Source organism: Corynebacterium kroppenstedtii DSM 44385 (assembly GCF_000023145.1).
Taxonomy (GTDB): Bacteria; Actinomycetota; Actinomycetes; order Mycobacteriales; family Mycobacteriaceae; genus Corynebacterium; species Corynebacterium kroppenstedtii.
The window spans coordinates 1,045,762-1,070,241 of the sequence record NC_012704.1 but is presented as its reverse complement, the minus strand read 5'-3'; the positions used below and the strand labels follow the sequence as shown (position 1 = coordinate 1,070,241).

19 protein-coding genes and 2 pseudogenes are annotated in these 24,480 nt (G+C 56.6%); 12 read left to right on the top strand and 9 right to left on the bottom strand.

Annotated features, from left to right (window positions below):
• Positions 1 to 10: 10 nt before the first annotated feature.
• The 3 genes and pseudogenes from cobJ to CKROP_RS04425 form a co-directional block, all read right to left on the bottom strand.
• Positions 11 to 1,566, bottom strand: a pseudogene (gene cobJ / locus CKROP_RS04435) (precorrin-3B C(17)-methyltransferase).
• The gene (locus tag CKROP_RS04430; protein WP_012731540.1) at positions 1,563 to 2,339 is read right to left on the bottom strand and encodes a precorrin-8X methylmutase; all 777 of its coding nucleotides are present in this window, start codon (positions 2,337 to 2,339) and stop codon (positions 1,563 to 1,565) included. The pseudogene cobJ and the gene CKROP_RS04430 overlap by 4 nt, the downstream one beginning before the upstream one ends.
• Positions 2,332 to 3,555 (bottom strand): ferredoxin-like domain-containing protein, encoded by a 1,224-nt coding sequence (locus CKROP_RS04425; RefSeq protein WP_012731539.1) that lies wholly within the window; start codon positions 3,553 to 3,555, stop codon positions 2,332 to 2,334. The genes CKROP_RS04430 and CKROP_RS04425 overlap by 8 nt, the downstream gene beginning before the upstream one ends.
• Positions 3,556 to 3,748: 193 nt before the next feature.
• On the opposite strand from CKROP_RS04425, the gene cobN reads away from it, so the two are divergent.
• The 3 genes from cobN to CKROP_RS04410 are packed head-to-tail and all read left to right on the top strand — an operon-like array spanning position 3,749 to position 10,339.
• Complete coding sequence (gene cobN / locus CKROP_RS04420) at positions 3,749 to 7,468, top strand: cobaltochelatase subunit CobN (protein ID WP_012731538.1); 3,720 nt, start codon at positions 3,749 to 3,751, stop codon at positions 7,466 to 7,468.
• Positions 7,469 to 7,524: 56 nt separating this feature from the next.
• Positions 7,525 to 9,498, top strand: coding sequence for an apolipoprotein N-acyltransferase (lnt, locus tag CKROP_RS11685; protein ID WP_012731537.1), 1,974 nt, complete (start codon positions 7,525 to 7,527; stop codon positions 9,496 to 9,498).
• 22 nt (positions 9,499 to 9,520) lie between these two features.
• A complete protein-coding gene (locus tag CKROP_RS04410) occupies positions 9,521 to 10,339 on the top strand; it encodes a polyprenol monophosphomannose synthase (RefSeq protein WP_012731536.1) in 819 nt (272 codons plus the stop codon).
• Between the two features lie 89 nt (positions 10,340 to 10,428).
• On the opposite strand, the gene CKROP_RS04405 is transcribed toward CKROP_RS04410, so the two are convergent.
• Positions 10,429 to 10,818: an RNA polymerase-binding protein RbpA gene (locus CKROP_RS04405; RefSeq protein ID WP_012731535.1), complete on the bottom strand. Its 390-nt coding sequence runs from the start codon at positions 10,816 to 10,818 to the stop codon at positions 10,429 to 10,431.
• Positions 10,819 to 11,020: 202 nt separating this feature from the next.
• Between CKROP_RS04405 and CKROP_RS04400 the strand changes: the two genes are divergently transcribed.
• The 6 genes and pseudogenes from CKROP_RS04400 (at position 11,021) to CKROP_RS04375 (ending at position 15,197) form a co-directional block, all read left to right on the top strand.
• Positions 11,021 to 11,383: a hypothetical protein gene (locus tag CKROP_RS04400; protein WP_012731534.1), complete on the top strand. Its 363-nt coding sequence runs from the start codon at positions 11,021 to 11,023 to the stop codon at positions 11,381 to 11,383.
• A gap of 27 nt (positions 11,384 to 11,410) precedes the next feature.
• Positions 11,411 to 12,094, top strand: coding sequence for a YceI family protein (locus CKROP_RS04395; RefSeq protein ID WP_052292467.1), 684 nt, complete (start codon positions 11,411 to 11,413; stop codon positions 12,092 to 12,094).
• Positions 12,094 to 12,279, top strand: coding sequence for a hypothetical protein (locus CKROP_RS04390; protein ID WP_012731532.1), 186 nt, complete (start codon positions 12,094 to 12,096; stop codon positions 12,277 to 12,279). Before CKROP_RS04395 ends, CKROP_RS04390 begins: the two co-directional genes overlap by 1 nt.
• Positions 12,280 to 12,558: 279 nt before the next feature.
• A pseudogene (locus CKROP_RS04385) lies at positions 12,559 to 13,054 on the top strand (pyrimidine dimer DNA glycosylase/endonuclease V).
• Between the two features lie 95 nt (positions 13,055 to 13,149).
• Positions 13,150 to 14,034 (top strand): ABC transporter ATP-binding protein, encoded by an 885-nt coding sequence (locus CKROP_RS04380; protein WP_012731530.1) that lies wholly within the window; start codon positions 13,150 to 13,152, stop codon positions 14,032 to 14,034.
• Positions 14,031 to 15,197, top strand: coding sequence for an ABC transporter permease (locus tag CKROP_RS04375; protein WP_012731529.1), 1,167 nt, complete (start codon positions 14,031 to 14,033; stop codon positions 15,195 to 15,197). The genes CKROP_RS04380 and CKROP_RS04375 overlap by 4 nt, the downstream gene beginning before the upstream one ends.
• A 21-nt stretch (positions 15,198 to 15,218) precedes the next feature.
• On the opposite strand, the gene CKROP_RS04370 is transcribed toward CKROP_RS04375, so the two are convergent.
• The 4 genes from CKROP_RS04370 to CKROP_RS04355 form a co-directional block, all read right to left on the bottom strand.
• Positions 15,219 to 15,866, bottom strand: coding sequence for a cation efflux transmembrane domain-containing protein (locus CKROP_RS04370; RefSeq protein ID WP_012731528.1), 648 nt, complete (start codon positions 15,864 to 15,866; stop codon positions 15,219 to 15,221).
• 60 nt (positions 15,867 to 15,926) lie between these two features.
• Entirely contained in the window at positions 15,927 to 17,450 is a 1,524-nt protein-coding gene (locus CKROP_RS04365; protein WP_052292357.1) for a SulP family inorganic anion transporter, read from the bottom strand.
• Positions 17,428 to 18,114 carry a potassium channel family protein gene (locus CKROP_RS04360; protein ID WP_012731526.1) on the bottom strand — a complete coding sequence of 229 codons (687 nt, stop codon included), beginning with the start codon at positions 18,112 to 18,114 and terminating at the stop codon, positions 17,428 to 17,430. Before CKROP_RS04360 ends, CKROP_RS04365 begins: the two co-directional genes overlap by 23 nt.
• A 115-nt stretch (positions 18,115 to 18,229) precedes the next feature.
• Positions 18,230 to 19,615 (bottom strand): TrkH family potassium uptake protein, encoded by a 1,386-nt coding sequence (locus tag CKROP_RS04355; protein ID WP_012731525.1) that lies wholly within the window; start codon positions 19,613 to 19,615, stop codon positions 18,230 to 18,232.
• A 322-nt stretch (positions 19,616 to 19,937) separates the two neighbouring features.
• On the opposite strand from CKROP_RS04355, the gene CKROP_RS04350 reads away from it, so the two are divergent.
• The 3 genes from CKROP_RS04350 to CKROP_RS04340 all read left to right on the top strand — a co-directional run bounded on the left by CKROP_RS04350 (position 19,938) and on the right by CKROP_RS04340 (position 22,913).
• Positions 19,938 to 21,260: an MFS transporter gene (locus tag CKROP_RS04350; RefSeq protein ID WP_237698443.1), complete on the top strand. Its 1,323-nt coding sequence runs from the start codon at positions 19,938 to 19,940 to the stop codon at positions 21,258 to 21,260.
• 195 nt (positions 21,261 to 21,455) lie between these two features.
• The gene (locus CKROP_RS04345) at positions 21,456 to 21,992 is read left to right on the top strand and encodes a phosphoribosyltransferase (RefSeq protein WP_012731523.1); all 537 of its coding nucleotides are present in this window, start codon (positions 21,456 to 21,458) and stop codon (positions 21,990 to 21,992) included.
• 153 nt (positions 21,993 to 22,145) lie between these two features.
• On the top strand, positions 22,146 to 22,913 hold the full coding sequence (locus CKROP_RS04340) for a DedA family protein (protein ID WP_012731522.1): 768 nt from the start codon (positions 22,146 to 22,148) through the stop codon (positions 22,911 to 22,913).
• On the opposite strand, the gene CKROP_RS04335 is transcribed toward CKROP_RS04340, so the two are convergent.
• Positions 22,852 to 24,324: an SAM-dependent methyltransferase gene (locus CKROP_RS04335; protein ID WP_012731521.1), complete on the bottom strand. Its 1,473-nt coding sequence runs from the start codon at positions 24,322 to 24,324 to the stop codon at positions 22,852 to 22,854. The two genes, CKROP_RS04340 and CKROP_RS04335, sit on opposite strands and share 62 nt — an antisense overlap.
• Positions 24,325 to 24,480: the final 156 nt, after the last annotated feature.

Sequence of the window (24,480 nt, the reverse complement as noted above, 5' to 3'; positions counted from 1 at the left end):
GCGTGGGAACTCAGTCGTCTGTAGCGGGCGCCTCATAATGTCGAGCGGTAAAGACGCGGCGACCATCGGGCCCGTCGTACACGTGTGTTGTCGATGCTCCCACGATCAGCATCGTCCGCATGTCCACGACATCGGGGTCTAGCTCCGCCAACGTCGTCACGGTTACTGATTCATCTGCAGACCCCACCGCCCGGGCCACGATCACCGGGGTATCTGGCTTCTGAAATTCCAGTACGATATCCCGCAAGGCACCGACCTGCCATCGCCGCGACTTCGACGCCGGGTTATAGACAGCAAAGGCCATATCCGCGCCTGCCAAAGCACGAACGCGTTTGACCACCACATCCCAGGGCTTCAACCGATCCGACAGCGACACCATGCCAAAATCGTGGCCCAATGGTGCCCCCACGCGGCTCGCCACCGCTTGGGCCGCCGTCATTCCCGGCACAATTCTCACCGGAACATCGCGCCATTGATCATCATCTGCCGTCTCAAGAACAGCAGCAGCCATCGCAAACACCCCGGGATCGCCAGAGGACACCACAGCCACCCGGCTACCGCGCCGGGCCATGTCCAAAGCCATGGCCGCCCGAACTGCTTCGACTTTGTTGTCCGAGAGATGCCGCCGCTGACCTGGGATTTCAGGAACACGCTTGACGTATGTGGAGTAGCCCACCACATCGGTGGCTCGGGCCAATTCTTCCGATGCCTCCGGAGTTATCCACTCAGAGTTGCCGGGCCCCAGTCCGATAACAACGACCTCGCCCATTGATGTGTGTTCCATTGTCATTTACTTCTTTCCACCGATCCTTCTGTCGATCGCCGCAATTCGCTATCAGTTGGTGAGGGCACCACAGCGACAGCGAAATACGGCACGGCAGCGGGGGCCAGCTCGAGCAGAGGAATGACCTGCTCGCCCTCCATCGTGGCCCGCACAACAACATAGGCGCGATCAGCCTGACCGGCCTGCACCAGCGCCCGGCGCACCGTCGGAAATGTTCGCCCCAACTTCATCACGACGGCACCGTCAGACTGTGATAACCGCTGCACCAGCTCATCTTCAGATAATGTTCCCGGGATAACCCCCAGCGTTTCATCCTTTTCGACCAATGGGCGCCCGACGGAGGCTGCGGCAGCAGTGATCGATGTGACCCCAGGAATAACGGTAGTGGGGTAGCGGTCCGCTAAAGCGCGATGAAGGTGCTGGTAGGAGCTATACAGCATGGGGTCCCCGAGACTGAGAACTGCGACAGAACGCCCCTGGTCAAGGTGGTGAGCCAATCGAGCGGTGGCGCTGGCATAAAACTCGCCCAACGCTCCCGCATAGCCCCCAGCATGGTCAGCGACGCCCGTCGTCACCGGGTACGTGAGTAGCTCCTCAATCTGATCTGGATTGTCACTCGCCAAATACGGAGCAGCGATACCACGCGCCGTCGAATGACCATGCGTGCCAGCATGAAATGCCACCACATCGGCCGACCCAATGATCTTCGCAGCCGCAACAGTCACCAGGCCTGAATCGCCCGGGCCTAGCCCAACACCGTACAAATGCCCCGACTCTGTCACCGGACTTCCGCCTCACCTTTGATGGCGGCGTCGTTACTATCCGCCGCGCCTTTCGTCGGAGTCTGAGGCTCATCCATGAGCTCATTCCGCCGGGCCAAAGCATTAATCGCAGCACACGTAATCGCAGAACCACCACGACGCCCACGAACCGTAATAAATTCAACACCCAGCGATTCGGCACGTTCCTCCAGCTCAGACTTCGATTCGGCCGCACCCACAAAACCAACAGGAATGCCGATAATCACCGCCGGCCGCTTCAGATCAGGACACGCAGCCAACACATCCATCAGATGGAACAACGCAGTAGGAGCATTCCCCACCGCTACCACCGCGCCACCCAACCGATCCGCGCACAAGTCAATAGCCGCCGCCGACCGCGTCGTCGACAATTCACGCGCCTTCTCCGCAACACCCAGAGTATTCAGCAAACACTCCACGTCGTTATCCGCGGGAAGACGCCGACGCGTCACACCACTCGACACCATCCGAACATCCGTAAAAATCGGCGCACCCGACTCCAAGGCAGCACGCCCCACCCGGACAGCACCGTCGGAAAACACAATGTCGTCGGCCAAGGACACATCCCCGGCTGCGTGAATCATCCGCACCGCCACGGTCTCTTCGTCGGGAGTAAAACGACTCAAATCACTCTCATCACGAATAATCGCGAACGAACGTCGATAAATATCATTCCCCAACGAAACATAGCGATCCCGGCTATACACCGCACCACCAGCCCTTTCTGAACTTGCCGACCCCACATCATCAGGCATGATGAGTCACCTCCGAGGTCTCATAAACACCATCGCCCTCAGCAAGGAACTCCGTGTAATCCATATTCGGCGCACCACAACGACGCTCACACCCCACAAAATGCACACGCCCACCAGGCAAGGACCCAGCATTAATAGCCCGCACCGCATCAGAACGAACATCATCACGAGACTTCCGACACTGAGGCAACCCCGTACACGCTGTCACACGAGCCAACGGCGACGCCGCATCGAAAACCAAACCGCGGGGAGCCAAAAAACGCACAGCCTCATCCGCCTCAGCAGGGGTCAAATCATGAACCACCACACCATGCCAACACGTCACCGTCGAAGGCTTACCCACAGCCCCCAACAAACGCGCACACGCCGAATCCATCCGGCCAAACGGCAACACACAAGCCAAACTCACGCGCCCATCATCCTGATCAATCCACCCCATCGGCTGACGCAAGCCCAACTCATTGTCGGCAGACTCCTCATACACCGGAAGCACATCATGAACCGGATCCTCCAGGCCCACAAGGTTCTCACGAGCCCACTGAGCAAGATCCTCAGCCGCGCCGGGAGTCTCCTCGATCCGCCAATTCTTACCGCGCCGGGCCTGCCATTGGCGCGCCAACTCGACGACACTATCCACCACGCGGGCCCGGGGGAGCGACCCAACCAGGTAATCTCCGCCGATCACGACGTCGAAGAAGTCATGAGCATCTGACGGTCGCGTCTTCGTCGTCGCGATGACTCCGAAATCCGGGCGCTCTGCAATCACGTCGCCACGTCCGTCGTCGAAAGCAAAGAGGGTTCGGCCAGGGAGATCTGCCGTGTCGTCATACTGAATGAGCTCGCGGTCAACAGCACGGACCAAGGAGCGCACATCGCCGACAGAGCCGGATCGCCCTGACAGGGGAGAGGCAAGATAATTACGCATCCGGTCATGCCGTGGATATGGCAGCAATCCTGCCTCAGCCACAGCAGAAGCAAAGTCATCAACCGATTCCACACCACGGATCTGGATATTTCCTCTCGACGTGATGTGGACATCGCCGTCCCCCAAGTCGTCAGCCATAGCGCCTAATGCCGTCCATTGGTGCGGCTGGATATCCCCGCCGGGGGACCGAACGCGGCCGATCATCCCGTCGGATGCAGTAAAAAGACGCAATGTACCGGGGCACATGTCTCCCCGATTCCGAGTCGTCGTCTGAGTACCGTCACTGTGCATGGTTTCTACCGTACCCCCGTGCACGCAGCGTCAAAGTATTATGAGACCTCGATGAAAGGTCGTAGCCACCGATAGCCACCCCGACCTCTAAGATAGTTGCGGGAAACGGGAATCCCTCAGGGAGCGGTCGCGCCACTGTCAAGCCAGACCCCGTATATGAACAACGTCCGGCGCGGTATCCGGAAAGGAAAACATGATTCTTCTGCTGTCCACTTCTGACACCGATCTGCTTACGGCAAAAGCGGCCAATGAGCACCCCGACGTGGAGTTCCGCTGGGCAAATCCGGCGCGATTGATGCTTGACGATGTTGATGCGCTCCTCGGTGGCACACCTATTCCGGGATCCGGTGGGGCTACGGGTTCCCAGCCAGACATCATTATCGTCCGGCTCTTGGGTGGACGGCGGGCCTGGGAAGAGGGGCTGAATAAGCTTCTCACCTCAGGTATTCCGACTATTGCCGTGTCGGGTGAACAGACTATGGACGCAGAGCTCACAGAGCTGTCCACTGCGCCGTCGAATGTGGTCACCACCGCCCACCGCTATCTTGCCGAGGGCGGGAAAAATAACCTCATCAACCTTCATAATTTCCTGTCCGATACTCTGCTTCTCACCGGCCTAGGTTTCGACGCCCCAATCCATCTGCCTGAATGGGGAATACTAGAAGGCTGGGAAGATAACCGCACGGCAGGCCTTCAGTCTGAGGGGGAGTCTGAGGCTCGACGCATTGCCGTCTTGTATTATCGCGCCCAGCATCTAGCTGGCAATACCCGCTATATCGACGCGCTATGCGAGGCCATCGCCGACCGTGGAGCAGTACCAGTCCCAATTTTCACGGCGTCGCTTCGTCAGGCGTCCGATGATCTCCTCCAGTTCCTCGGGACGATGGACACTCTGATCACAACGGTTCTCGCGGCGGGCGGAACAAAACCTGCCACCGCACAAGCCGGCGGTGACGACGGAGCATGGGACGTCTCCGCCTTGGCGGAGCTCGATCTCCCCGTTATCCAGGGGCTCGCTCTAACCAGCTCGCGCAGCACGTGGGAAGACAATGATGACGGCGCCTCACCGCTGGATGTTGCTACCCAAATCGCAGTCCCGGAGTTCGATGGGCGCATCATTACTGTCCCGTTCTCATTCAAAGAAATTGGCGACGACGGCCTCATTTCGTATAACCCCGATCCGGAGCGGTGCGCACGTCTGGCGGGCATCGCGGATCGACACGCGGTATTGCGTCATAAAGCAAATGCTTCCAAGCGCATCGCGGTGATGCTGTCGGCGTACCCGACGAAGCACGCCCGGATCGGTAACGCCGTCGGCCTGGACACTCCGGCCTCCGTGTTGGCGTTGCTCCACGCCCTCCACGACGCGGGATACGACCTGGGGGATACGTCCAAGATTCCCGGCTGGCTTGACTCGGGCAACGAAACCAGCGAGAACTCGGACGCGTTTATGCACGCGCTCATCGACGCTGGCGGCCAAGACCCCGATTGGCTCACCGACGAGGTGATGGCGGCCAATGAGCTCCGCCTTTCAGCAGCCGACTACCAGGAGTATTTCGACACTCTTCCGGAATCCCTCCAGAAAGACATGATTGAGACCTGGGGAGAGGCCCCCGGGGACCTCTATGTCCACCCAGAGACGAAAGATATTTACCTAGCCGGGCTACGCTTCGGGAACATCGTTGTGATGGTGCAGCCACCCCGCGGATTTGGCGACAACCCCGTCGGCATCTACCACGACCCCGACCTGGCCCCGAACCACCACTACCTCGCAGCCTATGAGTGGATCCGCCGCACCCCGGACCGTCACGGCTTCGGCGCCGACGCGATCGTCCACGTCGGAAAACACGGCAACATGGAGTGGCTGCCCGGCAAGACCGTTGCTCTCGGGCCAGACTCCGGCACCGACCAGTCCATCGGCGACCTGCCCCTGATCTACCCCTTCCTGGTCAATGACCCGGGGGAGGGCACTCAGGCGAAGCGCCGCGCTCACGCCACCCTCGTCGACCACCTCATCCCGCCCATGGCCCGCGCCGAAAGCTATGGGGACATCACCCGGCTCGAGCAGCTCCTCGATGAGCACGCCAACATCGCCGCCATGGACCCCGCGAAGCTGCCGGCTATTCGACAAGAAATCTGGACACTGCTGACCGCGGCAAAAATGGATCAAGACCTCGGTTGGGAGAAACGCCCCGACGAAGACGTCTTCGACGACATGCTCATGCACGTCGATGGGTGGCTATGCGAAATCAAGGACGCCCAGATTCGCGGCGGGCTGCACATCCTCTCACATGCACCCGAAGGCAAGCAGCTCGTCGAAACTGTCCTGGCCATGCTGCGCGCTCGACAAATCTTCGGCGGAATCAACACACTTCCCGGGCTTCGCGAGGCTCTCGGCCTCAACGAGGACGGTTCCGAAACACGGCACCGCACCGATGACATCGAGAACATCGCGTCGGCACTCGTAACCTCCCTGGCAGACCACAACTGGGATGATAACGCCGTCGATACGGTCCTGGACGACATTAGCCGCGAGCCCGGCCTCCCAGACAGCGCAGATGTTTCCGCCGTTCGGAACATCCTGCACTTCACCACCACGCAGATCGTTCCCCGGCTGCGCCAAACCAGCCGCGAACTAGACCAAGTCCTCCGAGCACTCGACGGGAAGTTTATCGAATCCGGCCCATCCGGATCACCCCTCCGAGGGCTCATCAACACCCTGCCCACCGGCCGAAACTTCTACTCCGTCGACCCCAAAGCAATTCCCTCACGCTTAGCCTGGGACACCGGACAACTCCTCGCCGACAGCCTCATCGAACGCTACAAACAGGACAACGACGGAAAATACCCCGTCTCCGTTGGCATCAGCGCCTGGGGCACCTCCGCCATGCGCACCTCTGGCGACGACATCGCCGAGGTCTTCGCACTCCTCGGCGTCCGACCAATATGGGACGAAGTATCCCGACGCGTCACACGGCTAGAAGTCATCCCACTCGAAGAACTCGGACGGCCCCGCATCGACACCACCGTCCGCATCTCCGGCTTCTTCCGAGACGCCTTCCCCCACGTCGTCGCCCTTCTCGACGACGCCGTCCAAATGGTCGCCGCCCTCGACGAACCCGCCGACATGAACTACGTCGCCACCCACGTCAACGAAGACACAGCCAACGGAACCCCGGCTGAACGGGCACACCGCCGCATCTTCGGATCAAAACCCGGCACTTACGGCGCAGGCCTCCTCGAACTCATGGACGCAGGAAACTGGCGCAGCGACGACGACCTCGCCGAGGTCTACAGCACCTGGGGAGGCTACGCCTACGGACGCGGAGTCGACGGCGCACCCGCCGCCGACGACATGAAACAGGCCTACACACGCATCCAAGTAGCCGCAAAAAACACGGACACCCGCGAACACGACATCGCCGACTCCGACGACTACTTCCAATTCCACGGCGGCATGGTCGCCACAGTCCGAGCACTCTCAGGCCAATCACCCGAAGCCTACATCGGTGACTCCACCCGCCCCGACACCATCCGCACCCGAACACTCCACGAAGAATCCCGGCGCGTCTTCCGATCCCGCGTCGTCAACCCCCGCTGGGTCGAAGCAATGCGCAACCACGGATACAAAGGCGCATTCGAAATGGCAGCAACCGTCGACTACCTCTTCGGATACGACGCCACCGCGGGGATGATGGACGACTGGATGTACGAACAACTCACCCAGGAATACGTCGAAAACGAAGAAAACCGGGAATTCTTCCGCGAATCCAACCCATGGGCACTCCACGACATTTCCGAACGGCTCCTCGAAGCCGCCCAACGCGGACTATGGAAAAACCCCGACCAAGACCGCCTCGACGCACTCACCGAAGCCCTCCTAGAAACCGAAGGAGAAATGGAAGACCGCTAAAAATACCGCCACCGAGATAACCGAGTACAGGCCCACCAAGTAGTAATCTTGACGCCATGCCTACACCGCGTCCACGATCAACACCCCGATGGGACGAGGCAGCGCACACACCCGGCCTGTACGACACCACACGCAGAGCCGACTACGGCAAGCGATTCCTCTACACAGTCATACGACTCTCGCTCGCCGCATTCGCAGGGCTGTGCGTCTACGCGTCATACGAACCAAACGGCCTATGGCTCGCAGCCCCACTCGGCATTGCCTTGCTGATCATCGCCCTCCAACCATGGGGCGATAAATCACCCGCACCCGGCGCGTGGCTCGGCGCCCTCATCGCCTTCACCCAAGGGCTCATCACCTACCTCTTCTACCTGCCCTGGATCGGGGAATACGTCGGTTCGCTACCATGGATCGCCTTATCCATCGTCGAAGCCCTATATTCACTGGCATTCGGCGCGGGAACTGTCTTTCTCCTCCGCGCCGGGCGTGCTGCCCGGAAGCGGGAGCCGCGTGTATCATCTGCTCGCCCTCAGAAGGGGAGCTCGAAGGCTGCCCGAGAGGGCTCGACGTCGAAGAAGGGTTCCTCCTCGGAGGATCGTTTAAGCGGTCGTGGCCGTGTTCGAGTCCATCGTTCGATTACCGCCAACGAGTTCCTCTTTACTGTCATTGGGATTCCCACGTGGTATCTCGCTGTCGAGTATGCACGGTCGCATTGGCCCTTCGGTGGCTTCGCATGGACTCGGCTTGCGTGGGGACAGGTCTCTGGCCCCTTGCTTTCTCTTGCCCGAATTGGTGGACCTGCACTGATCACTGTGGCAACGGTGACGATGGGGGTCGGAATAGCCATCATTTTCCGCCGGATATGGATCCCGGGCTTGGTCATTACTCTTGTTATTCCCATCGTTGCGGGATTGGCCTGGTCGCAAGTGGATGCGGGGCCGAATCCTTCGACCGAGCGCATTGACTCTTTTGCGAAGTCGAACGATGTCGCGGGGTCGGACAACGGGACAGAAAACGGGGCAGAAGCCCACGAGTCAGGTACCCAGGCACAATCGATACAGATGGTGTCCAAAGAATCAGGTATCACCTACTACCGCGCTAGTGATTCGTCGTCACCCGAGAATCTGGTGACGGTCGCGGTCGTGCAAGGCAATGTCCCGCGGTTGGGGCTCGATTTCAATGACCAGCAGCGTGCGGTCTTAGCCAATCACCGTGACGCCACGCTGGCCTTGGCTCGTCGCATTGAGAACCATAAATCGCCGAAGCCAGATTTTGTTGTGTGGCCGGAGAATTCGTCGGACGTCGATCCTTTTATCGACCCTCTTGCCCGGGATGAGATTCAACAAGCAGCGGAAGCTGTTGGGGTCCCGATTCTCGTCGGGACGCTCACACACCCGGGCGATCAGGAGCGCAACACTGTTGTCGTCTGGGATCCAGAAACCGGGCCAGGGGAGAGGCACGATAAGGTCTATCTCCAACCATTCGGGGAATACATGCCATGGAGGGATTTTTTCCGGCACTTCTCGTCGTACGTGGATATGGCGGGGAATTTCAGTCCTGGCGACGATAACGGCGTCGTCCACGTTCGGTCGGGCAAAACGAATGCTCTCATCCCAGTGGGCGTCGGCACTTGTTATGAAGTCGCGTTTGATGGCGCCTTCCAACATGCTGTGGAGGGTGGTGCGCAAATCTTCACAGTCCCGACGAATAACGCGACCTTTGGCTTTACGGACATGTCCTACCAGCAGTTGGCGATGAGCCGGTTACGTTCTGTGGAATATGACCGCGCCACGGTCGTTGCCGCGACATCGGGCGTGTCCGCTATCATTCGGCCAGACGGTCGAGTGTCTGAACGCACCCAGATTTTCACGGAGGGGATTCTGCATGCCCAGCTTCCACTCCGTTCGACGCGAACCATTGCTTCCTATTCGGCGACGATCATCGAGTGGACACTGTGCGGGCTTGGTGTTGTCGTGGCTCTGGGTGCCGCTATCTCACAACGGAAGCCACAGCGGGTAAAGTCAAAGTAGTTATAAAGAGAGAGGATCACCGTTGACTCAACCGAGCGACAACACGTTGGTCATCATCCCGACGTACAACGAAAAGGATAATTTGCCCCTCATCGTGGGCCGTTTGCGCAAAGCAGAGCCTGACCGCGTAGACGTCTTGGTCGTCGATGACAATAGCCCCGATGGCACTGGTGATCTTGCTGACCAGATGGCATCCGATGATTCCCATATCCACGTCTTGCACCGCAAGGGGAAAGAAGGCCTCTGCGCAGCGTATGTCGCTGGTTTCCGGTGGGGGCTTGATCAGAATTACGACGTGATCTGTGAGATGGATGCCGACGGCTCCCACGCTCCTGAGCAACTCCACCTTTTGCTCGACTCGGTCAATGATGGTGCGGACCTGACGATTGGTTCGCGGTATGTGCCGGGTGGGGAAACCGTGAATTGGCCCGCGTATCGCCAATTCCTATCCCGGGGTGGAAACACGTACATCAATGTCGTCTTGGGCGCGGGAATTCGCGATATTACCGCTGGTTACAGGGCTTATCGACGGTCTGTGCTCGAGGCCGTCGATCTCGACGAGCTGAGTAACGCGGGCTATATCTTCCAAACGGACCTTGCCTGGCGGATTCTCCAGCAGGGCTTTGATGTTCGGGAGATGCCGATTACCTTCACGGAGCGCGAGCTAGGGGAGTCAAAGCTCTCCGGGAACTTCGTGAAAGATTCCCTCCTTGAGGTAACCAAGTGGGGAGTGGCGTATCGAAGCAAGCAGGCGAAAGAGCTGTTCACGTCGTCGAAGCGCTTGATCAAGCACGAAGTGCATGAGCTAATCGAGAAACAAAAGCGACGTTTCAACTCGTAATAGTTGCGACGAAAACGGATCCGGCCTCTGACTGCGAATAGTCGTGGGGGAGACCGGATCCGTTTGTGAAAAGGCGAGGGAGAGCCGAGTTACTTCGACTTGACTTTCTCTTCGGCTTCTTTTTGTTCCTTCATCATCTTGGCAGCGATACGGCGGCGCTGCTTGAGCATGTCGAGACGCTCGTTGAGAAGCTTTTCAAGCTCATCGATGCTGCGACGTTCGCGAAGCATGTCCCAGTGTGTACGGGGTGGTTTGACGGGCTTTGCTTCTGTGCCTTCGCCTTCCACGAGCTCACCGATTTTGCCGTTCTGGCACGGCCATTCACCTGGGATTTCAGCGTCGTCGGCAAAAGGAACTTCCCATATCTTTCCGTCCTCGGTGCGGTACTTGACAAGCTGCCGAGGGGCTAGATCATGGTCGCGATCCGTTTCGTAGGAAACGGCGCCCATTCGACTGCCACGGAGAACACGATCTGCCATGCGGGGAATCAGTCCTTACGTCATTGGGGTAGTACTGGTAAAGCTTTACAACTTGAGCGTAATGTCGCGCTAAGGTCTAAAGAAACCAGTTACTCATTATAACCGTCGTTACATACAACGATGTTAGCGGCAGATCTGTTCCATGATTGGTACATAACGTCGATCATTAAGCGTCATAGACCACGGATAATGATGGAAGATAATGATGGAAAAGGAACGTTCAACACAGGAAGTCCGTTGTCAGTGGTGCGGGAACCCAGTCGAATACTCGGGGCGTGGACGCAAACCTAAATATTGCTCACGATCCTGCCGACAACGAGCCTATGAGCAGCGCCATGAGGGGCGTGGAGTCGGAATATCGGACTCGGACATCGTCTTGCGGGGCAAGAAAGCACAATACCTATTCGATTCACTCTTTGAGTTACGCTGCGCTGCAGAGGATATCAACACGGCTGCGCAAGAAGGCGCAACGTCAAGCGAGCTTGCCGCCATGACTGGGGATCTTGTGTCCTTAGCGCGAGATATCGAGTCCATCCGCCTGGGCGTTGAGCAAGCTAATACATAAATACCTGCGGCTAGTACCATGGCGCTTATGAAGAAGCCTTGGATCACATTGGTTGTCATAGCAATTGTCACCATTGTCTTAGCATCTGTTGGGCCGGTCGTTTATAAAGCGGTTACCGACCGGGGGACAAAAACTGAATCGCTAACAGACGGCGATGCCAAGGCAGCAAGCACTGATATCAACGGCAGTTGGAAGATTGTGCGGGGTTCAGGGAAGAACGCAACATCTGCCGGATATACGTTCCACGAGATTCTTCCTGGTAAGTCCAAGGAAACAAGTGGGTCAACGAATAAAGTTGACGGATCATTCACCGTGTCGGATCAAAAGTTGACAGAAGGATCGGCAACTACTGATCTGACGTCGATTTCCAGTGATGTTGAGAAACGCGATATCAATGTCCGACGGACCATCCTGAACACTGACGAGTTCCCGAAGGCAGTGTTCACAATCAAAGGCCCAGTCGACGTTTCATCGTTGCCAGGCGACGGGCACGCCGATGAGATTACTGTGCCGGGAACGATGGAAATTCACGGGGTGAAAAAAGACATCGACGTCAAACTAAAAGCACTGCGTACGGGTAAGAAACTGATTGTTTCGAGTACTATTCCGATTAATAGGCGCGACTATGACATTGAATCGCCACAATTCGTCGCAGCCAAGATTGACGAAACAGGCGAGATCAATCTGCTGCTGACTATGGAGAAGCAGTAATGAGTGACGAAACACTAATTTGGACACGGTGGCTGCGATTAGCAGTCTTGGCCGTTCTCATCGTGATCGCGCTTATTCAGAAGTTGTGGATCATATTGGTTGTCTTCGCGGTGTTGTTCGTACTCACCATCGTCCAGCTGCGCCAGGTGTATCGCTCGAAGAATAAGCAGCGGCCCACTCAATGACGATCACCGAAGTCTTGATGTTGTGCGCCTTGGTGATGCGTGGCCGTGCGAGTACGACATCTAGTTACACACGATTATTAAGTCACTGTGACAGAAAGAGTGTTAGGGAGAGTGCGCCTTCGGAGATCTGCGATTGAGGCCTGTTGGGTGCGCATCATCCGCACCCTGCGGTAAAACACCACAATATATTTAGCCGATAATCTACATTATGTCACTTTACGGATACCTCGTTACCGAGGTCCGGTACTCCACACTGTGATTGCAAGGCATACTGAAACTATGCGCATCTGGTCACTACACCCCCGCCTGCTCGACCGTCGCGGACTCGTCGCATGTTGGCGGGAAACTTTACTCGCACAAAAAGTTCTCCGCGGACTCACCAAGGGCTACACGAACCATCCACAACTGGAAAGGTTTAAAGCCACCGACAATCCCGTGTTATCAGTTGCGACATATTTGCACGCACTCGCTGATGAAGCTGACTCTCGTGGCTATAACTTTAACCGCGACCGTATCGCTTATAGCTCGGACGATATAGCCCAGACCGCACAAACTCAGAATTCAATACCTGTAACAACAGGCCAGCTCCGCTACGAACTCCGTTTCCTCGGTACAAAGGTGGCCAACCGAGATCCCGAGTGGTTGTCGTCCACTCTCAACAGTTATCTCCAGCCCACTGACAGTGACGAAAATCTAACTATTCCCCCCAGCTCATCCGCTATTCGCTGTTATTGAGAGCCCCATCGAATCATGGGAAAAGGTTAAAGATATCTGACCATACGAAAACACGTGTTTTCGTCTTCAGCCTGGCGATCGCCGATTTACCGTCGTCCGGTGGCCGGCCCTAGACCCGTCCTATATCCTGGCGACATGATCAGCGTCCGAGGGCTCAATAAAAGTTTTGGCGGCAAGCGCGCCCTCCACGATTTATCGTTTGATATTAAACCTGGGCTAATGACAGGCTTTGTGGGCGGCAACGGTGCTGGCAAGACCACCACTATGCGCATCCTGCTTGGCGTACTCTCCCACGACTCAGGTGAGATTCTCGTGGATGGAGAACCCATCACCAGCGATTACCGCGCGGGCATTGGCTACATGCCCGAGGAACGCGGCCTCTACCCAAAAATGCCAGTGATTGACCAGCTCGTTTATCTTGCGCGCCTGCACGGATCCTCGGCGAAGGCCGCGAAGACCCGGGCGATGAACCTGCTGGAACGGTTGGACCTCGACCACCGTGCGAAAGACAAGCTCGAAGAACTTTCTCTCGGCAATCAGCAGCGCGCTCAGGTGGCCGCTGCATTAGTACACGAGCCCAGCGCTCTTGTCCTAGACGAACCATTTTCCGGCCTGGACCCGCACGCAGTGGACATCACTCTGCAGGTATTGCAAGAGACTGCCGACACCGGTATCCCCGTCCTGTTCTCCTCCCACCAGCTGGACGTCGTGGAACGACTCTGCGATGTGCTCATCATTCTCGCCGACGGTCGCGTGGTGGCCAGCGGCACCCGCGATGAACTCATCGAGCAGCACACCGAGGCCGAATGGGAGCTCGTCACCACGGCGGGCACCGACTGGATTCACTCAATACCCGGCGTGACAATCACTAGTTCCGACGAGGGGCAGGTCCGATTCCACACCGACTCGGTGGACGTCGCCAACGAGGTTCTCCGGGAGGCCACCTCCCGCGGCCCCATCCACAGTTTCGGCCCTGTCCGCCATTCCCTGCATGAGATTTTCACGGAGGTCACCCGATGAACGCCTCGCCCCAGCCCCACTCCTCCCCGGTTGATGAGAACGGTCATCTCACCTCCGGCAGTGGCGAGCGTACGTCGTTTTGGACTGCCGTCGGCCTGGTGGCTGGCCGTGAGATGAAGGTCAAGATGATGTCCAAAGCGTTCGTGGTTACCACGGTGATCGTGCTCGGGCTGCTCATGCTGGGTGTGCTTTTGGCTCCGCGCTTGGGCGATCTCTTTGATGGCGACGGGAAGAAAGTGGCCGTGACCGCCGAAACGTCCCAGGTGGTACAAGGTCTTGGCGACTCCTACAAGCCTCAGGTCGTGGACTCCGCGGAAGCTGCAAAGGACGCCGTACGTAACGGCGAAGCGGACGCCGCGGTGATCACGGACAAGTCATCCCCTGCCGGCATCACCGTCGTCGGGCTGGACTCCACGCCAGAGAATATGGTCCAGGCTCTGGCGGTGTCTCCGAACGTGGAGTTACTAGATCCAGACGCCCCTAACCCAGGCGTACGATATTTCATCGCCTTCGGGTTCGGCATCGCGTTCTTTATGATCGCTATCATCTACGGCCAACAGATCGCAGTCTCAGTTATCGAGGAAAAACAGTCTCGCATCGTAGAGATTCTTCTCGCGACAATCCCGGCGAAGGCCCTCATGACTGGCAAAGTCATCGGTAACTCCGTGATGGCTTTCTTGCAAGTGGTGCTGATCGCCGGGGGCCTTCTACTGGGCATGCGGTTTAACAACTCCGTTCTACCGCTCGACGGCCTCAGAGCACCGATCCTGTGGTTCGTGTTGCTGTTCGCGATCGGTTTCGTGATGATCGCTTCCCTCTACGCCGCGGCCGCCTCCCTCGTTTCTCGTCAAGAGGACATCGGTTCGACGTCGATGCCTGTGATGATGCTGATAATGATCCCGTACGTCGCGGTGATCTTCTTCAACGACAACCCAGAGGCCCTGCGGATCATGGCGCTTATCCCCTTCTCTGCCCCGGTAGCAACGCCACTGCGCGTGTTCTTGGGCCAGGGCACGATCTGGGATCATCTGCTCTCCCTCGGTATCCTGCTCGTGGCGACCGCACTAGCGATCTGGTTCGCGTCGGCGATCTATGAGCGCTCGATCCTTCGTACAAGGCAGGCCATTAAGTGGTCCCAGGCCTTGCGTGCGCGGAATGAGTAAAAATGACGCACTTCTAAGCAGCTATCCTTCAGTGGCAGCAAGCGCTTCATGGGACGAGGCAGCACACGAATCCCCTTCCCACGCTTCCTTACCTTCATGAAGAGCAAGAGCAGCCACAACCAAAGCAGCTACAGGGTCCGCCCACCACCATCCGAAGAGCCAATCCACAGCCAAGCCGACCAGCACCGCCACTGACAAGTACGCGCACACCAAAGTTTGTTTAGAGTCAGCCACTGCACTCGACGAGCCCAAGGCTCGCCCTGCGTCTCTTTCAAGAAAGGACACGAGAGGCATGATGATGACACTTGCTATCACCATGCCCAAGCCAACAGCGCTGTGATCAGGTTCCCGATGATTCACCAAAGCGATCACTGACTCCACAGTGACATACGCGGCCAGCAAGAAAAACAACCACGCGATCAACCGCAGCGTGGGCTTCTCCCACCGCTCAGGGTCTCGTCGGCTATATTGCCACGCAATTGCTACGGCAGAAGCAACCTCAATCGTCGAATCGAGGCCGAAACTTACCAAGGCGCCAGAGGAAGCAAGCCGTCCCGCGCTCACTGTTACCACAGCTTCGACCACGTTGTACGCAATCGTAAACGCGACAATAAAACGAATACGCCGTTGTAACTGGTGAACACGATGGGAACTACCTATTTCATTCACAGTTTTATTGTGCTCTCCAAGGCAGAGAACGACACATTCGCACCCCTGCCTATCTGAGAACTACTCGTCCACGATCGTCAGTGACGACAACCGACGTAGACGCTCTAAGCTTGCGCCCGTCGCGCCCACAACCTGAACATGTTTACCGCGCTGGCGATACTTGTAAGCGATAGATTCCAAAGCTGATACGGCGGAAGAATCCCACACTTCGGCCTCGGAGACATCGATTTCGATAGTTTTCGCGGGGTCAGTGTAATTAAAGCTGAACACCACGTCATTACTCGACGCAAAAAACAACTGTCCCCGAACCCTGTATCGGCTGGTCTCCGGAGAATGGTCCACCTGCTCCACCGTCACCATATGGGCCACGCGACGAACAAACATCACGCTGGCCCCCACTACCCCACACACGACGCCGACCGCGAGGTTATTGGTCACCACTGTCGCGATAATTGTCGCACCCATGACCGCTGTCTCGCTCAGCGGCATTCTCCGGAGCGTTCTCGGGTCGACCGAGTGCCAATCCATCGTCGAAAAGGCGACGACGAACATCACGGCGACGAGCGCGGCCATCGGGATTTGCCCAACGATCTCCCCTAGCGAAACCACAAGAACGAGGAGAAATACGCCGGCGAGAAGCGTCGAGAGGCGCGTACGAGCCTGAGCATGGCGCACATTGATCATGGTTTGCCCGATCATCGCGCAACCGCCCTGACCTCCGACGAAGGCACTAGCGACGTTCGCAATCCCCAGCCCCCATGACTCCCTCGTTTTATCAGAGTGCTGGTCCGTGATGTCATCAACAAGTTTCGCGGTCAGCAACGACTCGATGAGACCGACGATGGCAGCCCCCAGCGCGTACGGCGCGATAACCCCGAAATGGCGGAACCCGAACACCACATCCGGAATGATCAGGGACGGCACCCCATGGGGCAGTTCTCCCTGATCACGGACGGTGGGAACGTCGATATGCCCCAGAATGGCCAACGCTGTCACAACCACAATGGCCACCAAGGGACCTGGAATGACTCTATTCACGCGCGGCCAGACAACCATAATGGCAAGGCTTATGGCGACCAACACATAAACCATCCACGGCACATGAATGACGTGCTGGAGTTGGGCAAGAAAAATGAGGATAGCCAGGGCATTCACGAACCCGTTCATCACGCTTCGCGGAATAAAGCGCATTAAGTTCGCGACGCCACCGAGCCCCAAAGCAATCTGGATCAGTCCCGCCAACAAGACCGCGGGAACCAGATACTCCACTCCGTGGTTTTTCACCAGCGGGGCCATGACGAGCGCCACTGATCCTGCCGCCGCCGTGACCATCGCGGGCCTGCCGCCGGTAAAAGCGATCGCCACGCACATGACGAAGGATGTGAATAAGCCAACTCGCGGATCGACGCCCTCAACGATCGAGAAAGAAATGACCTCGGGGATGAGAGCGAGCGAGGTCACCAACCCGCCGAAGACCTCCGTACGGAACCGACCCCACGAAGAGAAGGCCGACCGGAAAGAACCGACCGTCGCTGGATGGTCGGTAACGGCATCCTTCACGCTATTTCCGGGCAAATGTTTCAATCCGCTCTGGGCTTCCTGCCAGGATCAGCGCATCCGTAGATTCAAAATCACGGCCATCGGTCGCCGGAACCCACTGGCCACCGTCGCTCCGTACTGAGACAACGTGCACTTTGTAGTCCTCCCACAAGCGTCGGTTATCCAGTGGATCGCGAAGAAGCACTTTGTTCGGCTTGGTCATGATCATGCTGTAACCCTTGTCGAACTGCACGAATTCCTGGATATGACCTCCCAGCATGTGCGCGACCCGACGACCAGTATCGGCCTCTGGGCGGACCACATGGTGAACTCCCAGCTGAGTCAAAATCCGTCCATGGGCCTTAGAGTCTGCTTTGGCCCAGACATCCTTAACCCCGAGCTCCATGAGGTTTGACGCGGTCAAGATGGAGGCCTCAAGGTTCGACCCAATCGCAACAACAGCGCGGCCAACCTGATCAACACCCAACTGGCGGAGAGCCTCAATATCAGTAGAGTCAGCGACGGCAGTATTCGTGACGATATCGGCCGCATTCTGGACCATTCGCTGCCGACTGTCTATTCCCATCACTTCGACGCCGTGGTCCGTCAGTTCCCTAGCCATTGCGGAGCCGAAGCGGCCTAAACCGACAATAACGACCGGCGCGAGATTCATCTTCGGACGGGTTGTTGATGAAAAGAAATGCACCATCGGGATTGTCCTCCCCTAGTTGCGATTTTACTAATCCTGACATGGACGGACGACGCTCTTCCACCGCGTCAGGTCTTTAAAAACTACTCTCGTTCCAGCGTCTAACCAATGACGTTTAACCAATGAACGGTCGTTCTTCTGGATACGAGAAACGTCGCGCTTTATCCTGACCAGCTAGTGCGGTGACCAAGGTGATCGGACCGATGCGGCCCAGATACATAATGAAGCACAAAATAATTTGCGACGAGCCCTGCAATGACGGTGTGATACCCGTGGTCAAACCGACGGTGCCGAATGCTGAGGTGACTTCAAACAGAATTTGGGAACCAGTGAACTTGTTTTCGATCAACATCAACGAGATGACACCGACCGCGACCAACATGATTCCCAACGCGAATACTGTCATCGCCTGCCGGACAACCGAATACGAGATTTTTCGATGGCCAATGACGGTGTCAGTCTCACCACGGAATTCTGCAATCATCGCTGCCACTAGAACAAGAAGCGTTGAGATTTTAATGCCACCCGCGGTTCCTGCCGAACCACCACCGATGAACATGAAAATGTCAGTGATAAAAAGTGTCGACGGATGAAACTGCCCGTAATCCACTGAATTGAAACCCGCGGTACGGGGGGTCACGGATTGGAAAAACGCGGTGAGAATTTTTTCACCTATCGGCATTCCGGACATGGCTTTGTTCCATTCCAAGACGCCGATCACAAGCCAGCCGCCTAAGAGCAAAGCGGCGGTTCCGATGAGCGTCAGGCGCGACGTCACACTGAGATGGCCAAGTCGCTTGTCTCGGTTGGACCAGTTCCAGCCACGTGATAGGCGGATCCTCAGCCGCGTGACCAGTTCACGAAGGACCGGGAAGCCCAAACCGCCAATGATGATGGAACCGGCCAAGGGTAGGAGGATCCACGCATCCGCAGCATACGGAACAAGATTGTCTTTCCTGAGGCCGAAACCCGCGTTGTTAAATGATGAAATCGCGTGGAAAAGACCTTCCCCCATGGCGCGATCAACCGACATTCCGTACTTATTGGCAAATCGCGATGCCAACATCAGAGTCACAGCACCTTCGACCAAGGCTGTAAAACCGAGGGTGGCAATGAGAGTGGACTTCACGTCGCCAATAGATAGTGTGCGTCCTTCCGCAGCGGCATTCATCCGCAGTCGAAGACCGAACCGCCCCGTGAGAATCATCCCAGCTAACGAGGTCAAACTCATGATCCCCAAGCCACTGAGCTGAATGAGGGTGGCAATGATGATCTTGCCCGTGGTGCTCCAGTGGCCTCCCGTATCCACGACAGTCAGCCCTGTCAGCGAGACGGCCGACGTCGACGTAAAAATTGCTGTTAATGGATCAGTCACCGTGTGCGTCACACTGGAAAACGGCATCATCAGCGCTAGAGCGCCGATAACGATAAGCCCAAAGAACCCGATGGACACTAACTGTGTCGGATTGAGCGAGCGCCCACCTATCCCTCTTTTTGCCACGAGAGGGAATAGTAGGCCTGCGCTCGGCTCGGTGCTAGTCGGATGGACAAAGTCGCATTAAAGAATTCCATTATATGAGACTTGTTTTTCGTATTTCGGGAAAGTATCCTATGCCTACTTGACGTGCCTAGATGGCGCCACCCCTGCCTACTAGTCATCCAAGGTCCTATAGCCAACCTCTTCGCTATATCAGTCATCTGCCCATAAATACGTGAAGCATGTACATACCTAAAGCATGTATTGAGTAATAAGGACTATTCGCGTGACTTCTGCTACCCGAGCGCCGGGTTCCACTACTGTCTCCCCTGGTACAGTCTCCCCAATGACAGACCCGTCGATGCGTCGGAAAATTATCGTCGCATCTATGGTGGGAACAACAATCGAATTTTATGATTTCTATGTCTACGCCACAGCTGCGGTAGCTGTTTTTCCCTATTTATTCTTTCCAGATAATGACGACCCGACCGTTAAACTTTTCGCATCCTTTGCGACGTTCGGGCTCGCTTTCTTAGGTCGGCCACTCGGATCGGTGATCTTTGGACACTTCGGCGACCGAATCGGCCGCAAAGCGACACTGGTTGCCTCGCTGCTCACCATGGGTATAGCGACATTTATCATCGGTTTATTACCGACGTACGAGACCATTGGCTTATTCGCACCTGCACTATTAGCACTCATGAGGTTCAGCCAGGGGCTCGGCCTTGGTGGAGAATGGTCGGGGGCAGCACTTCTGGCCACAGAAACCGCGTCAAAAGATAAAAGAGCGTGGGCTGCGATGTGGCCGCAATTGGGAGCGCCGATTGGTTTCCTGGTGGCCAACGGATCCTTCCTCATCCTCGCAACCACATTGGGTTACACCATCGGTGACACGTCTGGCGCATTCATGTCGTGGGGATGGCGTATTCCGTTCCTCTTCTCTTCAGTCATGGTCATCATCGGCCTATGGGTTCGCTTCTCGTTAGAAGAAACCCCGGTCTTCAAGAAAGCCGTTGAATCTGGAAAGCGGGTCGACGCACCACTGGCAGAAGTCTTCAAAACGTCATGGGTCCAAATTATCCAAGGCACTTTAGTCATGGTGTCGTGCTACACGCTCTTTTATCTCATTACGACGTGGATTTTGTCATACGGCATTGGGAAACCTGAGGACTCGGCCGGGTTGGGAATTCCCTACGAAGAATTCCTTGTTCTACAGCTGATCTCTGTATTGATGTTTATGGGAACCATCCCATTTGCGGCCCTGGGCGCCGATAAACGGGGTCGTCGGAAATCACTACTCACGTCATCGGTCGCCATGCTCATTTTCGCGGCCTTGCTCCCCGTGTTGCTGAATTCCGAGTCAGCGAACAAAATGACCGTATTGATCTTCCTCATCGTGGGAATGGGTGTGATGGGTTGTATTTTCAGCCCGATGTCCGCAGTTCTGCCCGAGCTTTTCCCCACTAACGTCCGCTATACCGGCTCGGGAATTGCGTACAACCTTGCGTCAATTCTGGGAGCTGCCATCGCGCCCTTCATCGCAACATGGCTGGTCACACGGTTCAGTGTCGACATGGTCGGCCTATACCTCGCCGCCACCACTGTGATATCCATGATTGCTATTTGGGTAATCCCAGAAACTAAGCACAAAGATATGATCGAAACGTAGTGAAACATAAATTGGTCTAGAGCGATGTAGAGCGACGGCCTCTACGTTTCTCTAGCCCACTCTCCTATTCCTTGTGACGCGACGGTCTGTTTTACAATCGGTACACGGCTTTCCAGCCGGAGCCAGTGTGACTCGTCGATCGTTCGGCCGACGTGCTGGCACGGATCAGTTCCCTGCGACAACGAGGACAAGGATATGACGGCGTCAACGAACTCATCAGACAAAAACAAGGGCCCAGTTATCGACGGAGCAACCGAAGGCGATCGCGAAGAGCTCACATACGAAAAGTTCGGTTGCGCCATGCGTGAGCTCGCTCAAACAGTCATTGATGATTACGAGCCTGACCTCATCTTGTCCATCGCGCGCGGCGGGCTGCTGATCGGTGGCGCGCTGGGCTACGCCATGGGGATTAAGAACGTATCGGTCATCAACGTCGAGTTTTATACCGGCATCAATGAGCGTCTGGAGACGCCCATCATGCTGCCACCCACTCCGGACGCAGTAGATCTCACGGGAATGAAAGTCCTCATTGCCGACGACGTCGCCGATACTGGAAAAACACTGGAGCTCGTGCAGGAATTCTGCAAAGAAACGGTCAAAGAGTCCCGCACCGCGGTTATTTACGAAAAGCCTCAGTCGGTCATTAAATCTGACTACGTATGGAAATACACAGATAAGTGGATTAATTTCCCGTGGTCGACGCTGCCCCCGGTTAAGCCCACTAACAAGTAATCCCTGCCCCATAAGCAACGGAATGCTCGCCGTGGCCGCTCCGCTGCGCGTCGCGGGCAATATGGAGTAGCCTAGAGCGCTTGAGAGTAAGACTACTGCAGGAGCTCTCATCGACGACTAAACGATCTGGGTTGATTGGGGCGTGAGCGAAGCATGTTCGACGTCAATATGCTGATCAATACTTTCGGCTTTATTGGCGTCCTCGTCATCATCTTCATGGAAACCGGCATGCTCATCGGTTTCATCTTCCCCGGGGATACTCTGCTGTTCACCGCAGGTATTTTGGCAGCCCAACCTGACCCCTTCGCGCATGTGTGGCAACTCATGCTCACCGTCCCCCTCTCCGCAATCGCAGGCGACCAGGTTGGCTTCTTGTTTGGACGAAAAGTCGGCCCGCGAATTCTCGAATCCAGAGCGATGACCTGGATGGGCCCCCGAGCTCTTGAACGCACTCATCATTTCTTTGATCGAGTCGGCGCCCCGACAGTGATGCTCGCACGTTTTATCGGCGTGGTGCGCACATTGACACCCGTAGTTGCCGGCGTTTCCGGCATGAAACACCGGACGTTCACTCTCTGGTCGGTCATCGGCAGCACGATCTGGGGCGCAGGAGTGATCGCAATCGGGTACTGGTTAGGGGGCATTCCTCTGATCGACAAATATGTTCACTGGTTTATCGTTCTTGGACTGTTGTCCGTCATCATCCCGGCTTTGTTTAAGGTCAGCCAACTCTTGTGGAGGAAACACCGTAGTAATCGGGATCAGGCCGATCAGAATGCCCAGGGCACCCAGGACACTACGAAAAACTCCGCAGATGGCGCGTCACAATCCCCTGCCCAGTCTTCTAGCCGCTCTTCCTCTACTCGCTCTTCTTCGGCTTTAGAAGAACAAACTGAGCGACATCCAATTCACCGCGCATAAACAAGGCTTCTTGCAGCGCTAAGACATAAAACCACAAACGTCGATAAACGCGATCAAAACCGGCAGCTGCTGCAGCATCGCGATTAATCGCGAATTCGCGCCGCCATAGTGGCAACGTGACACGCAAATGATCACCGCAATGAACTTCAGCCCGTTCCACCAGATCGGTATACCGCATTAGCGCGTCGCGGATGTTCTCCACCGTCGGGTATTCCAACGCTGGCCACACATAGCCCCGCATGATCCCTAGAGCTTGGATAGAGTTTTCCGACAGCCCAGTGTTGATGACGCTCTGTATGCACGCCCGACCGCCGGAAGACAGCATCCGCCCGATTGCTCGCAAAAACGGGCGCAAGCCTCCTACTCCCATCGTTTCCATGCGCTCAACCGACATGATGGCGTCATAAACACCTGACCATTGCCGCGGGCTCGGTATCGGCCCACTGATGGTTTCCACATGAACCGCGCCAGCTAGCTTCTCTTCCCGCACGATGCGCCGTATATCCTCAGCGTAAACGGGGTCCGAGGTGAGAACATCGACGGTGGCGCCTCGACGAGCAGCAGTCACGGCAAGTGTCGCACTCGATGCCGGGAATTCGAGCACTCGCGATCCAGGCCCGACGCGACACTCATCCAGCATCTGGTTAACGCGTCGGTACTGGGCGGACTCGATGTCGTCATATGACACAGACTGTGGCGATTCGTACCGTGTGACGTCGACAATGGTGTTTTTGTTTTTCCAATTCAACGTCTCGGTGACTGATGTTCGCGAGCTTGTGGCAAACAGGGGGCTCCCCCAAGTTTTTGAGGGGCCTGTGCAGAGTTCGATGAGTTCGAGGGGTAGTTCACCTGCACGGGGTACGCCGGTCACTTTGTTTCGCGACCATCGGGACAGCATTTTTCCCCATCCTGCCTCGATGTCGTGGTCGAGCAGCGTTGCTAACACGTCGGCGAGGGGTATCGCGTCCCATTCCCCCGCGACATATCCCTCACCCAGACCGAGGAAACCGGAGTCAACCATGCGGTTCATGACATTGGGGTCGTAGACCGACATCCGCATCGGTTCTGACGAAAATACTGCTTCAGGGTTGTAGGCAATAGGCGGTTCGGGATCGATGTCTCCGATCCCGATCGGTTCGTCGGGCACGGAAATGTCGACGGAGTCGAGGAACTCTTCGAGTCGATCGTGGACTGCGCTGGCTCGTGCCCCCATCATGGGTGCGGAGGGTTCCCGGACGAGATTAGGCCACGTTGTGGGGTCAATATGCCCTTTATTTTTCACCTGTGCGGCTACTCCCTTCCGATTCTTCGTGCCGACGCTGACCCCACTTAGTGCTGGTATATGCGCCTTTTTATTACTTTCTACCCGCCCTAAAACTACCGCGGATAAGGGCTTGGTGGTTTGCACCACGCCACACTTCCCTGCAGGCCGTCATGAGTTACGAAGTAACCATTGACTAGCTTCGCGAATGAACCCGGCAATTACCACACTTACGCCTGACACTATAGTGTGATTGGTTACATACTGTGTGATCCGACATACACTGATGTGCGGCGACACTTTTCG

What these genes read in the sequence shown, in the direction of transcription:
- CKROP_RS04395 (WP_052292467.1), top strand. Translation starts at nt 11,411, where the DNA reads ATGAAGAAGCCTTGGATCACATTGGTTGTCATAGCAATTGTCACCATT.
- CKROP_RS04380 (WP_012731530.1), top strand. Translation starts at nt 13,150, where the DNA reads ATGATCAGCGTCCGAGGGCTCAATAAAAGTTTTGGCGGCAAGCGCGCC.
- CKROP_RS04400 (WP_012731534.1), top strand. Translation starts at nt 11,021, where the DNA reads ATGATGGAAAAGGAACGTTCAACACAGGAAGTCCGTTGTCAGTGGTGC.
- CKROP_RS04430 (WP_012731540.1), bottom strand. Translation starts at nt 2,339, where the DNA reads ATGCCTGATGATGTGGGGTCGGCAAGTTCAGAAAGGGCTGGTGGTGCG.
- CKROP_RS04405 (WP_012731535.1), bottom strand. Translation starts at nt 10,818, where the DNA reads ATGGCAGATCGTGTTCTCCGTGGCAGTCGAATGGGCGCCGTTTCCTAC.
- CKROP_RS04340 (WP_012731522.1), top strand. Translation starts at nt 22,146, where the DNA reads ATGTTCGACGTCAATATGCTGATCAATACTTTCGGCTTTATTGGCGTC.
- lnt (WP_012731537.1), top strand. Translation starts at nt 7,525, where the DNA reads ATGCCTACACCGCGTCCACGATCAACACCCCGATGGGACGAGGCAGCG.
- CKROP_RS04345 (WP_012731523.1), top strand. Translation starts at nt 21,456, where the DNA reads ATGACGGCGTCAACGAACTCATCAGACAAAAACAAGGGCCCAGTTATC.
- CKROP_RS04425 (WP_012731539.1), bottom strand. Translation starts at nt 3,555, where the DNA reads ATGCACAGTGACGGTACTCAGACGACGACTCGGAATCGGGGAGACATG.
- CKROP_RS04360 (WP_012731526.1), bottom strand. Translation starts at nt 18,114, where the DNA reads ATGGTGCATTTCTTTTCATCAACAACCCGTCCGAAGATGAATCTCGCG.
- CKROP_RS04350 (WP_237698443.1), top strand. Translation starts at nt 19,938, where the DNA reads ATGACAGACCCGTCGATGCGTCGGAAAATTATCGTCGCATCTATGGTG.
- CKROP_RS04390 (WP_012731532.1), top strand. Translation starts at nt 12,094, where the DNA reads ATGAGTGACGAAACACTAATTTGGACACGGTGGCTGCGATTAGCAGTC.
- CKROP_RS04375 (WP_012731529.1), top strand. Translation starts at nt 14,031, where the DNA reads ATGAACGCCTCGCCCCAGCCCCACTCCTCCCCGGTTGATGAGAACGGT.
- cobN (WP_012731538.1), top strand. Translation starts at nt 3,749, where the DNA reads ATGATTCTTCTGCTGTCCACTTCTGACACCGATCTGCTTACGGCAAAA.